Source organism: uncultured Phascolarctobacterium sp. (genome assembly GCF_905212365.1).
In the GTDB taxonomy this organism is placed as follows: domain Bacteria; phylum Bacillota; class Negativicutes; order Acidaminococcales; family Acidaminococcaceae; genus Phascolarctobacterium_A.
Genome location: NZ_CAJMEH010000005.1, coordinates 47,469 through 58,373 on the forward strand (window position 1 = coordinate 47,469; position 10,905 = coordinate 58,373).

Below are 10,905 nucleotides of genomic sequence, written 5' to 3' on the forward strand. Positions count from 1 at the left end.
GCGTGAACAGGGGGTGCGTTATGAAAAAGCTGTGCAGAATTTGTTTGTTATTATTATCCTTGTTGCTGGGGGCTGCGTCGGCGCTGGCGGCTGTGCCGAACGTCAGCCGGGAATATGTCGACAAATATTTTACGACCGTCGCGGCGGCGTCGTGCCTGGGCGTATATTTGCCGGACAGCTCGACGGAATTCAGCTATCTGCGCAGCTACGGCTGGGAGCTGGCGCCGCAGACCTATTCTGAAGATAAAGTGGAAACGAATTTCGTTATCGCACGTAATTATTTTCCTGAGCTGCAAAAGCGCGTTTTCTTAGTCACCTTTCGCGGCAGCGCCAGCAAAAAGGATTGGGGCGTCAACCTGCAAACGCAGAAGGTAAATTTTGGCGGCGCGGATTTGACTTCGATGGAGGCTTTGGCCGCGAAGCCTTTGCGGGAAAAAGCGCCGGCTGTACACGAGGGATTTAACAGCTATGTGAATGCGGTGCTGCGCAGCTCCGTACTGGATGAAGCCGGTAAACTCAAAGGCGTGTTTAAAGCGGCGGCGGAGGACGGCGACGCTTATCTCGTTTTGTCGGGGCATAGTTTGGGCGGCGCGGCGGCGACGCTGCTGGGCGAGCGCCTGGTTAGCTTGGGCTTGCCTAAGGAAAAATTTATCGTCGTTACCTTTGGCGCTCCTGCCGTGGGCAACGAGGAATTTGTCCAGGAGTACGGCGAGACCGTTAATTTGCTGCGCATAACCAATACTGCCGACCCGGTGCCGGGCAGTCTGCAAACTTTTTTCGGCGGCTATAAGCAGTTTGGGAAGCATATTAAATACAGATTGTCGCCTAAATTGAGCAGTATGCAGCACGATATGGCGATGTATTTTGATTACAGCGTCAGCGAATTGTATAAGGCGTTTGATAAAGAGGTGGAGCAGGGACATCTATATCCTGTGCCGGATACGAAAGTAACGGAGGGTGAGCCGGTGGTGGCGCTGTGGATTAACGAGGCCGCGCGGCTGCATAAGGTGGCGACGGTTGTGGATTTGAAACGGTTTTTGACCGACGAGTATAAGCGGATGCTGCCTTCATATGTAGTGATGGATAAGGCGCTGGGTCAGGAGGCTTATGCGGAGCAGGATATTGTGCAGCTGAGCCGTTATGCAGGCGCGGATTATATTTTGATTTGCGGCATCGACGGCAGCCGTCAGCGCAATGACAGCGGCTGGTATTTAACTTTGGAGCAGGCGCTGTTCGATAAGCAGGGAAGGATGTTGTCCATGAGCAGTTTGGGGCGCAAGGTAGCGCCGGGCGTGGGCAATATTCAGGCGGCCGGTGAAAATCTGGTGGAGGCCGGCCGGGAGCTGCATAAGCAGCTGCCTTTCGTGCTTTTGCAGCGTGAAGCGCGTTTGTCGCAAGAATAAATGGGGGAAGCCGTTATGGATTTACAAGCATTGGAACAGGAACTGAAAGTCTGCCAAAGCTGCCCGCTGCGCGGGGACGCTATTGCGCCGGTGGGCTGGTACGGCGATCCTCATAGTCCCATAGTTTTTGTGGGCGAGGGACCCGGCGGTGTGGAGGATGATTACGGCTGTCCGTTGATTGGCCCTTCGGGACAGCTACTGGATAAAGCGTTGTGGGCCGTAAAAATGACTAGGGACAGAGTGCTGACGACCAATGTCATTAAATGCCGTCCTAAAAATAACCGCACGCCGGATATTGCCGAGGCGGATTTTTGCGCAAAAATGTGGCTGGAGCGGGAGCTGGAAATTATTCAGCCAAAGGTAGTGGTGGCTTTGGGCAGCGTGGCGCTGCACTTTTTAGGTAATCCCAATATGCGCATCACTCGCGACCGCGGCCAATGGTTCCGCACGCGACAGGGCTTTGACTGCATTGCGACTTATCACCCGGCTTATCTGCTGCGGCTGACGGGCAAGCAGCTGGTGGCGGCTAAGTGGGACGTTTTCCATGATTTGGAGGCCGCGCGGGCAAGGACGCTGCAGCTCGCGCCTGACAGCCAGCTGATGTCCGAGGAAAAGACGGATTTATTCAAGCTTTTCAAAAAGCGGGTCAACGATTATTTGTAAAAGGCTCAGGCTTTTAAGCGGCGCTGTTGCTGATGCAGTCTGCTTTGAATTTTAGCGGAATACTACGCACAAGAAAATTTATAATGAAATCAAACTTCGGCGTACTGGCTTTTTCAGTGTGCCGAAGTTTTATTTTTGGAAAAAAGCGGCGAGCGATAAAATAATCTGTACTTTGAAAACATATTATGCCGCTAAGAATAAGTATTTGATATATGATGCGGCGGACGTTATTATGAAAACAATTGTAATTATAGCGATAAAGTAAGAAAAAGTCGAATTTTGCAGAAGCCGCGTTCTTTTAGCTTTCCTATCGCGAAACGCGAGGGGAAAAGAAGGTTCGTTATAAAAATACGCTGCGCAAATTTTGACGATATTTTACAAGATGCCTGGTGGCAGAAAGGTATACAATAAAGAATATGCAGATATAGCCTGGCGACAGCTTTACAGACTACATTTTTGCTTAAAAGAAGGGAGGCGGGGCCGTGAAGCAAGGCAGCCGCACGATACGTTACGACGAACAGCTGCATTTGGAGGCTTACAGCTTTGAGGGCGTGGCCCAGAGCTTTCCCCAGCATTTTCACGCTTACTATGTGTGGGGCTATGCGGCGCAGGGTGAGCGGCTGCTGACCTGCTGCGGCAAGCGGCTGACGCTGGCGGCTGGGGATATTGTTTTATTTAATCCGGGGGACGGCCACGGCTGCGTGCAAAGCTCGGAAGCGGCGCTGCATTATTTGGCGCTGAACGTGCCGCCGGAAACTATGGCGCGGCTGGCGCAGGAACTTACCGGCTCGGAGCAGCTGCCGCGTTTTGCGCCTGCGGTAGTCGGCGACAAAGAGGCCGCCTATTATCTGTGCTCGCTGCACGCTTTGATTATGAACGGAGCGCAGGCTTTTGCCAGAGAGGAGGCGCTGCTGCTGTTGGCGTCGCTGCTCCTGGAGCGTTACGGCGCGGCGTCCTGCCCTGCGGCTGCGGCCAGCGATACGGCAGTGGAAAAGGCCTGCACGTATATGCAGGAGCATTTTGCCCGGCGTCTGACGCTGGAAAATATCTGCCGGGCGGCCGGGCTCAGCAAATCCTCGCTGCTGCGCAGCTTTACGCGGGCCAAGGGCGTTACGCCCTACCGTTATTTGCAGACCGTGCGCGTAAGCCGGGCGCAGAAGCTTTTAGAGAGCGGAGAAGCGCCTGCGGCGGCCGCACTGCTGACGGGCTTTGCCGACCAAAGCCATTTTACCAATACCTTTACCAATTTTATCGGGCTGACGCCGGGCAGCTACCGGGAAATGTTTTTGAAAGCGGGGCGGTAATATGCATAATTGTGGTAGCGGGCATTTGGCCGCGTTGTTCACTATTTTGATTTGGGGCACGACCTTTATCGCCACGAAAATTTTATTGACGGCGCTGACGCCGGTGGAAATTTTATTTCTGCGCTTTGCGTTAGGGCTGGCGGCTTTGTGGCTGGCGCGGCCGCAGCGGCTGCGGACGCAAAATTATAAGCAGGAGCTGACGTTGGCGGCAGCGGGACTCTGCGGCATTTGCCTGTACTATCTTTTGGAAAATATCGCCTTGACCTATACGCTGGCTTCCAATGTGGGCGTGATTATTTCGGCGGCGCCCTTTTTAACGGCGCTGCTGGAGTGCGCGGCGGCCAAAAGCTGCCGGGCTTGACGCGGTGGTTTTTCGTCGGCTTTGTCACGGCCATGGCGGGCATTTGCCTGCTGAGCTTTCACGGGGCGCGGCTGGCCTTCAATCCCTTGGGCGACGGCCTGGCCTTGGCGGCGGCGCTGGTGTGGGCCTGCTATTCCCTGCTGATGCAAAAAATCGCCGCCTATGGTTATCCCACCATTTTGGCGACGCGGCGAATTTTTGCTTACGGCCTGCTGTTTATGCTGCCCTGCGCGGCCTTGTCCGATACTGCCTGGCATTGGACGGCCCTGCGGCAGCCAATGTATTGGGGCAATCTGCTCTTTTTGGGGCTGGGGGCTTCGGCGCTGTGCTTTGTAACCTGGAATTATGCGGTAAAAATTTTGGGGCCGCTGCGGACCAGCGTGTATATTTATTTGGTGCCGGTTATTACGGTGACGGCTGCGGCGGTAATTTTGCGCGAGCCCTTCACCGTAACTACGGCGGCGGGGACGACGCTGGCTATGGCGGGCTTGTTCATATCAAATTATAAAAGCTAATAGGAGATGCAAGAGCGGCGGCAAAAAGCAAATCAATAGACTGACCGGCAATCTGCCGCTGCTGCGTTAAGCGTTATTCTGCAAGGCGCGGACGATGCGCGCCAGCTCCTTGGCGGCGGCGGTAAATTCTTCGCAGGAGACGTAGGCGAAGGACAGGCGCAGGGAATTGTTGTGCTTGAAATCGTAAATGTCGCCGGGGTTCAGCAAAATGCGGCGCTTGATGGCTTCCTGAAAAAGCTGCCGCATATTCAGCGGGCGGTAGAAGGTGAGCCAGATAAAAAAGCCGCCCTGGGGCTCGTTCCAAAAGGCTAAATCCTTATAATAATTTTCTAAGACAAGCAGCGCATTTTCCCGGCGCTGCCTTAATTCTTGCCGCAGTAAATGCAGATATTGCTCGTATAGGCCGCTTTCCAAAATTTCGCAGAGCAGGGCTTGGGACAAAGCGCTGGCTCCGTAGTCGATTTGCATTTTGATATCGCCCAAGCGCTGCACGATGGGCTCCGGCGCTGCCAGCCAGCCGATGCGCAGGCCGGGAGAAAAGCTTTTGGAGATTGTGCCTAATTGAATTACCGCGCCGGAAGCGTCCAACGCTTTTAAGGACGGCGGCGCAGGCTGGGTCAGGCTCAGCTCCTCGTAGGCCGTGTCCTCGATGATGGGCAGCTGGCGTTCCTGACACAGCTGCAGCAGAGCTTTGCGCCGTGCCAGCGGCATAGTGACGCCCGTAGGATTGTGATGCGTGGGAATGGTGTAAAGCGCTGCGGGGCTGTGGGAGCTGCCGCAGTATTCGGCTAAATGGCGCAGGCTGATACCGTCGTTGTCCATGGGTACGCCCTGCAGGCGGATGTCCGAGGATTGAAAAAGGTTCAGCGATTTCAAATAGCTGGGCGCTTCCAGATATACGGCGCTGCCGCGGGGCAGCAAACCGGCGGCGATAAGCTGCAGCGCCTGCAAAGAACCGCTGGTTATCAGCAGGCAGCTGGGCGCAATTTTTAAGCCGCGTTTTTCTAACAGCTTGGCTACGGCCCGGCGCAGCCGCGGCGAGCCCAAAGGCTCCGTATAGCCGAGGGAGGGAGCGCTGCCCATTAAGCGGGCCATGGCCTCCTGATAAATTTCGGCGGGCATGATGCGCGGGTCGGGCTCGCCGGTGCCCAGACGAATAATATCGCTTTGCGCTTCGTAATGGTTGATGTCCTGCAAAATTTTGCTATTGGCTTTAAAATAACCGGAGCTGAGATATGCGCTCCAATCGGCGTTGGGCAGCAGTACGGACCAGGTGTTGCTGACGATGACCGTGCCTGCGCCCTGATTGGAGGCGACGATGCCGCAGGCCGTCAGCTCGTCTAAGGCGGCGACGATGGTGCTGCGGTTGACGCCGAACATTTCCGCCAGCTGGCGCTGGGCGGGCAGGCGCGTACCGATGGGCCAGACGCCGCTTTTTACTTTCTGGCAGATGAAGCGGACTATTTGCCGGTAGACTGGCAGCGCGGCGCTTTTATCCGGCTGCCAGCCGATACCGACGGGAGTTATCCTTTGCATGGCATTCTCCTTTTTGGTTGGGGAAATTTTTTGTTTTTGGTTGGGTACAAAGTTCTGGCTGTGCGCTATAATCAAAACAGATGACAGCCGTTATGCCTATTATAGCACGATGTTTTAAATTTTAGCTAGAAGCATAGCGGCAAATTTTGGTTGAGCCGGAAGTGATAGTATGACTTATTTTCTGCAAGGGATGCTGATTGGGCTGGCCTACGTTGCGCCCATCGGCGTACAAAATCTTTTCGTCGTTAATTCGGCGTTGTCTAATAATTATAAACGGGCGTTGCTCAACGCCTGTATAGTTTTCCTTTTTGATTTGAGTTTGAGTCTGGCCTGCTTCTACGGTGTGGGCTATCTTTTGGGCAGATATCGCTGGCTGGAGCTAGCGGTGCTGCTTTTAGGCGGCGCGGCGGTGCTGTACATGGGCGTGCGGCTGGCGGCGGCGCGGGGGCAGCAAATAGAGCGCAGCGAGGTGCGCCAGCCTTGGCTAAAAACGGCTTCTTACGCCTGCGTTGTAACCTGGTTTAATCCGCAGGCCGTGCTGGACGGCACGATGATTTTAGGAGCGTTTCACGCTTCGCTGCCGGAGGGCGCAGCCGGATTTTTCATCGGCGGCGTAATTTGCGCTTCCGGAGTCTGGTTTACGGGGCTGACGCTGGCGGTGCACCGCTGCCGCCGCGCTATTACGCCTGCTTTGCTGTTGTGGATTAACCGCGTCAGCGGCGCGGTGATTTTCTTTTACGGCTGCAGTTTGCTGCAGCAATTTTTGGGGCGACTGCTGTAAATTAAAAAGCGCAAGCAAAATAAAAAATCCGCAGCCGGATAAGCTGCGGATTTTTGTAGTTTCGATTAGAAACCGGCAGTGATGGTGCCCTTGAAATGGTCTTCAATGAATTTTTTGTTTTCTGCGGATTGATAAATCTTTTTCAGCTGCGCGATGCGCGGGTCGCTGGCGTTAGTCTTGGTGGTAACGAAAATGTTGAGGAACGGATTGTCCGGACGCTCGATAAGCAGGGAATCCTTCGTGGGATTCAGGTTGGCTACCAAAGCGTAGTTGGCGTTGATAACGGCGATATCCAGATCGGGCATAGCCTTGGGAATGGAAGCTGCGTCCAGTTCGCGGATCTGATATTTTTTCTCGTTCTTCGTAATGTCGGCTACGGTGGCGGTAACGGAATTTTTATCCTTCAGCTCGATGAAGCCTTTATCGGCTAGCACTAAGAGAGCGCGGGCGCCGTTGGAGGGGTCGTTGGGGATGCCGATACTGGCGCCGGCCGGGATATCCTCAACCTTTTTGTATTTGCTGGAATAAATAGCCATGGGGAAGTTTACGGTTTTGAAAACTTCTACCAATTCAAATTTAGGTTCTTTCTTCAGAGTAGCGGCCAGGTAAGGAGCGTGCTGCATGCTGTTGGCGAAAAGCTCGTTCTGGCTCAGGGCCACGTTGGGAGAAACGAAATCGGAAAATTCCACGACTTCGATTTTCAAGCCGTCTTTTTCGGCCAGCTTTTTAACATTGTCCATAATTTCCGCGTGGGGTCCTGCGGTTACGCCGATTTTTACCGGTACGCTGGGGTCAGCCTTCTTAGCTTCTTTGCTGTCGCCGCCGCAGCCTGCTGCAATTAAAGTCAGGGCACAAAGAGCGACAGTGATTAAAATTTTGCTTAATTTACTCATCGTTGAGCCTCCTAGCATATTTATTTTAAATTTTATCGCAGGCCTGGAAGCGCGCTTTCCGTGGCCGTGCAAACAGGTTACAAATTAAAGTTTGTTTTTGTTGAGCTTTTTGGAAGCATAATCGCCCAGGGACTGCATAGCCTGTACCATAACGATCAGGACTACGACGGTGGCCAGCATAACGTCCATCTGGAAGCGCTGGTAGCCGTAGCGGATAGCAAGGTCGCCCAAGCCGCCGCCGCCCAAGGTGCCGGCCATGGCGGAATAACCGATTAAGCTGATAATCGCCAGGGTAACGCCCAAAACGATGGAGTGCAAAGATTCTGGCAGCAGCACTTTGGTGATAATCTGCATGGGGCTGGCGCCCATAGCCTGCGCCGCTTCGATAATGCCGGGGTTGATTTCCAAAAGCGAGGATTCAATGATACGGGCGATAAAGGGAGCGGCGGAAATGGTCAGCGGAACGATGGCCGCCGTGGTGCCGATGGAGGAGCCCACGATCATGCGGGTCAGGGGAATAATCGCTACCATTAAAATAATGAAGGGCGTGGAACGCGTAGCGTTGACCACTGCGCCTAGAATACTGTTGACCGCCTGATTAGGCAGGATGTGCTCCTTGCGGGTGACGGTTAAAATTACGCCTAAGGGAATGCCGATAAGCGTGGATAATATAGTGGAGGAAACTACCATATAGCAGGTTTCCCAAAAGGATTTTAATAAAAGATTCAGCATATCAGGGCTCATAGCCGATTACCTCCGTTTTCAGATTTTGCTTATGCAGATATTCCAAAGCGTTTTTGATACCGGGCTCGGTGCCGTTGATTTCAACAATCAAAGTGCCGAAGGGAACGTCCTTGAGCTGGTCGATATTGCCGTACAAAATGCTGACGTCCACGTCGAAACGCTTAACCATACCGGAAACGATGGGTTCGCCTGCGGAATCGCCGATGAAGGAAAGGCGCACGATAAGCTTGCTGCCTTCCGTATAATTAGCGCTGAGATTTTTATTCTTAACCATTTCGGGAATTTCGGCGTTGATAACGCTTTTGGTAAATTCCTTGGTGGTGGGGTGCTGCGGGTTTGTGAAAACGTCGACCATGGAGCCTTCCTCGATGATATCGCCGTTTTCGATTACTGCCACGCGGTCGCAGACGGTTTTTACAACCTCCATCTGGTGGGTAATGAGCACGATGGTCAGATTCAATTTTTTATTGATATCCTGCAGCAGCTCCAAAATGGATTTGGTGGTCTGCGGGTCCAGCGCGGAGGTCGCTTCGTCGCAGAGCAGTACCTTGGGGTTGCTGGCCAGAGCGCGGGCGATGCCGACGCGCTGCTTTTGGCCGCCGGAAAGCTGGCTGGGATAATAATCGGCGCGGGTTTCCAGCTGCACCAGCTCCAGCAGCGGTCGGATGCGCTTGTCGATTTCCGCTTTGCCGAGGCCCTGAATTTCCAGCGGGAAAGCGATATTATCGTAAACGGTGCGGCTGGTCAGCAAATTGAAATGCTGGAAGATCATGCCAATGCTTTGGCGCGCCTTGCGCAGCTGCGCGTCGTTCATGGCGGTCAGCTCGGCGCCGTCGACGAAAACTTTGCCTGCGGTGGGCTTTTCCAGCATATTGATGCAGCGCACCAGCGTGGATTTGCCTGCGCCGGACAGACCGATGATGCCGAAAATTTCGCCGGCCTTGATGCTGAGATTGGTTTTGTGCAGGGCGTGAATGTCGCCCGCTTTACTAAAGTAGGTTTTTTCTACATTAACTAATTCTATCATCTTGCTGATCCTTTCTTGTGCAGAATTGGGGTATGATACAGAAAAATCCTTCACCGGCACGGTGAAGGATACAGCTTGCGTTTGTATAGCTTCATCTGCCGGAAAACTCCGTTGGAATTGGCACCGTTCACCGTGGTGTGGTTGCCGTAGCTTCATCGGGCCAGTCCCTCAGCTACTCTTGATGAAATCTCTGTGAAGTTAGTGAATTAATCATACCTCTATTTGCAGGGATTGTCAACCAAAATATCAAAAAATGCTGTTGCCGTTAATTTTCTGCGGCAAAAATTGCGTGAGTGTTAAGTTTTTCAAATTATATCAGATTACTAGGCTTTTGTAAAGAGGGCGCGTAAAAAATCTTGACGGTTGATCTGTGGTGTAAATAGATGTGACCCATTTACAAGAAGAAAATTTACAGTAGGGTAAAGCTCTTTTGTACAAATTCCTCTTGACTTTCGCAAGATAAAGTATTAAAGTATTTTACAACATATTAAGTTATCAGCGAATAAGCGGACAGGAGGATGAGTATGGCTGCTAATATTCACGACCATTTGACGGATCAGTTATTCAAAGCGATTTTGAGTTTAAAAGACGAGGAGCAATGCTATAGATTTTTTGAGGATATTTGTACTATCAGCGAATTGAAGGCCATGGCTCAGCGGCTGGAGGTGGCGCGGATGCTGAACGCGGGCTGTATTTACGAAGCTATTGTGGAAAAAACCGGCGCCAGCACGGCTACTATTTCGCGGGTCAAGCGCTGTCTGGTATACGGCGCCGACGGTTATAATTCGGTAATGAAAGTTTTAGAAGGAGAGAAGCAGCATGATTAATAAGGTCTATCAGGTGCCTTACGGTACGAAGGATATTTTGCCGGGCGAAATGAAAGCGCGGCGGCGCATCGAGGACGCCATCATCCGCGTTTTTGATAATTGGGGTTACGACGAGGTGAAAACGCCGGATTTTGAATATGCGGACACCTTTGGTAAGGTAGGCACGAAAGGCGATTTCCGTTTTTTCGACCGCGATAATAATTTGCTGGCGCTGCGCAGCGATATGACCGCGCCCATCGCCCGCCTGACGGCCACGCGTCTACAGGGCGGCGAGCCTATCAAGCGCTTGTGCTATTTGGCAAATTTATATCGCTACGAGGAAATCCAGGCCGGGCGGCAGTGCGAATTTGAACAGGCTGGCGTGGAGCTTTTGGGAGCCAGCGGCCCCGCTGCCGACGCGGAGGTTATCGTGCTGGCGGCGGAAGCTTTGCAGGCCGCCGGTGTGCAGCAGTTTGCCATCAGCCTGGGCCATGTGAATTTTATTAACGGTTTGGCGCAGGAGGCCGGCTTTGACGCGGAGCAAATCAGCCGGCTGAAAAGCTGCCTGCGCCGTCACGACGCCGTGGGAATGCAGCACATGGCGGACGCCGCCGGTAATATCCGTCCGGAAATTAAGCGGCTGTTGGCCGATTTGCTATTTTTGCAGGGCGGCGCAGAGCTGCTGGAGCGGGTGCGCGGCATTGTGACTGACCCTTTATGCTTGAGCGCTTTGCAGGATTTGCAACGCATTTACGAATTAGTGGAAGCCTACGGCGCGGCCCGTTATCTCAGCTTCGATTTGGGACTGTACCGTTCGCTGGATTATTATACGGGAATGTTATTTGAGGCTTATCTGCCGGAAATGGGCTACC

The 10,905-nt window shown here is 53.1% G+C and carries 12 protein-coding genes and 1 riboswitch; of the genes, 8 read left to right on the plus strand and 4 right to left on the minus strand.

The window, feature by feature from the left end; translation table 11 throughout:
- The first annotated feature begins 20 nt into the window (after positions 1 to 20).
- The 5 genes from QZ105_RS01905 to QZ105_RS01925 all read left to right on the plus strand — a co-directional run bounded on the left by QZ105_RS01905 (position 21) and on the right by QZ105_RS01925 (position 4,246).
- Complete coding sequence (locus tag QZ105_RS01905; RefSeq protein ID WP_293728160.1) at positions 21 to 1,403, plus strand: lipase family protein; 1,383 nt, start codon at positions 21 to 23, stop codon at positions 1,401 to 1,403.
- A gap of 15 nt (positions 1,404 to 1,418) precedes the next feature.
- Complete coding sequence (locus QZ105_RS01910; protein ID WP_293728161.1) at positions 1,419 to 2,066, plus strand: uracil-DNA glycosylase; 648 nt, start codon at positions 1,419 to 1,421, stop codon at positions 2,064 to 2,066.
- A 482-nt stretch (positions 2,067 to 2,548) separates the two neighbouring features.
- On the plus strand, positions 2,549 to 3,370 hold the full coding sequence (locus tag QZ105_RS01915; protein WP_293728162.1) for an AraC family transcriptional regulator: 822 nt from the start codon (positions 2,549 to 2,551) through the stop codon (positions 3,368 to 3,370).
- Between the two features lies 1 nt (position 3,371).
- Entirely contained in the window at positions 3,372 to 3,731 is a 360-nt protein-coding gene (locus QZ105_RS01920) for a DMT family transporter (protein WP_293728163.1), read from the plus strand.
- Positions 3,701 to 4,246, plus strand: coding sequence for a DMT family transporter (locus QZ105_RS01925; protein WP_293728164.1), 546 nt, complete (start codon positions 3,701 to 3,703; stop codon positions 4,244 to 4,246). Before QZ105_RS01920 ends, QZ105_RS01925 begins: the two co-directional genes overlap by 31 nt.
- 66 nt (positions 4,247 to 4,312) lie before the next feature.
- On the opposite strand, the gene QZ105_RS01930 is transcribed toward QZ105_RS01925, so the two are convergent.
- The gene (locus tag QZ105_RS01930; protein WP_293728165.1) at positions 4,313 to 5,782 is read right to left on the minus strand and encodes a PLP-dependent aminotransferase family protein; all 1,470 of its coding nucleotides are present in this window, start codon (positions 5,780 to 5,782) and stop codon (positions 4,313 to 4,315) included.
- Between the two features lie 169 nt (positions 5,783 to 5,951).
- On the opposite strand from QZ105_RS01930, the gene QZ105_RS01935 reads away from it, so the two are divergent.
- Positions 5,952 to 6,563 (plus strand): LysE family transporter, encoded by a 612-nt coding sequence (locus tag QZ105_RS01935; RefSeq protein ID WP_293728166.1) that lies wholly within the window; start codon positions 5,952 to 5,954, stop codon positions 6,561 to 6,563.
- Positions 6,564 to 6,628: 65 nt separating this feature from the next.
- Here QZ105_RS01935 and QZ105_RS01940 read toward each other — a convergent pair whose 3' ends face one another.
- The 3 genes from QZ105_RS01940 to QZ105_RS01950 form a co-directional block, all read right to left on the minus strand.
- Positions 6,629 to 7,456: a MetQ/NlpA family ABC transporter substrate-binding protein gene (locus QZ105_RS01940; RefSeq protein WP_293728167.1), complete on the minus strand. Its 828-nt coding sequence runs from the start codon at positions 7,454 to 7,456 to the stop codon at positions 6,629 to 6,631.
- A gap of 84 nt (positions 7,457 to 7,540) precedes the next feature.
- The gene (locus QZ105_RS01945; protein WP_293728168.1) at positions 7,541 to 8,200 is read right to left on the minus strand and encodes a methionine ABC transporter permease; all 660 of its coding nucleotides are present in this window, start codon (positions 8,198 to 8,200) and stop codon (positions 7,541 to 7,543) included.
- Positions 8,190 to 9,227: a methionine ABC transporter ATP-binding protein gene (locus tag QZ105_RS01950; RefSeq protein WP_293728169.1), complete on the minus strand. Its 1,038-nt coding sequence runs from the start codon at positions 9,225 to 9,227 to the stop codon at positions 8,190 to 8,192. Before QZ105_RS01950 ends, QZ105_RS01945 begins: the two co-directional genes overlap by 11 nt.
- Before the next feature lie 88 nt (positions 9,228 to 9,315).
- Positions 9,316 to 9,415: riboswitch (SAM riboswitch) on the minus strand.
- Between the two features lie 330 nt (positions 9,416 to 9,745).
- On the opposite strand from QZ105_RS01950, the gene QZ105_RS01955 reads away from it, so the two are divergent.
- The gene (locus QZ105_RS01955) at positions 9,746 to 10,054 is read left to right on the plus strand and encodes a YerC/YecD family TrpR-related protein (RefSeq protein WP_366935956.1); all 309 of its coding nucleotides are present in this window, start codon (positions 9,746 to 9,748) and stop codon (positions 10,052 to 10,054) included.
- Positions 10,047 to 10,905: ATP phosphoribosyltransferase regulatory subunit (locus QZ105_RS01960; protein WP_293728171.1), on the plus strand; the 859-nt coding region annotated here is incomplete at its 3' end. The genes QZ105_RS01955 and QZ105_RS01960, both read left to right, overlap by 8 nt.

Excerpts from the sequence above, each read along its gene's own strand:
- QZ105_RS01910 (WP_293728161.1), top strand. The coding sequence starts at position 1,419 with ATGGATTTACAAGCATTGGAACAGGAACTGAAAGTCTGCCAAAGCTGC.
- QZ105_RS01935 (WP_293728166.1), top strand. The coding sequence starts at position 5,952 with ATGACTTATTTTCTGCAAGGGATGCTGATTGGGCTGGCCTACGTTGCG.
- QZ105_RS01955 (WP_366935956.1), top strand. The coding sequence starts at position 9,746 with ATGAGTATGGCTGCTAATATTCACGACCATTTGACGGATCAGTTATTC.
- QZ105_RS01905 (WP_293728160.1), top strand. The coding sequence starts at position 21 with ATGAAAAAGCTGTGCAGAATTTGTTTGTTATTATTATCCTTGTTGCTG.
- QZ105_RS01950 (WP_293728169.1), bottom strand. The coding sequence starts at position 9,227 with ATGATAGAATTAGTTAATGTAGAAAAAACCTACTTTAGTAAAGCGGGC.
- QZ105_RS01920 (WP_293728163.1), top strand. The coding sequence starts at position 3,372 with ATGCATAATTGTGGTAGCGGGCATTTGGCCGCGTTGTTCACTATTTTG.
- QZ105_RS01940 (WP_293728167.1), bottom strand. The coding sequence starts at position 7,456 with ATGAGTAAATTAAGCAAAATTTTAATCACTGTCGCTCTTTGTGCCCTG.
- QZ105_RS01945 (WP_293728168.1), bottom strand. The coding sequence starts at position 8,200 with ATGAGCCCTGATATGCTGAATCTTTTATTAAAATCCTTTTGGGAAACC.
- QZ105_RS01930 (WP_293728165.1), bottom strand. The coding sequence starts at position 5,782 with ATGCAAAGGATAACTCCCGTCGGTATCGGCTGGCAGCCGGATAAAAGC.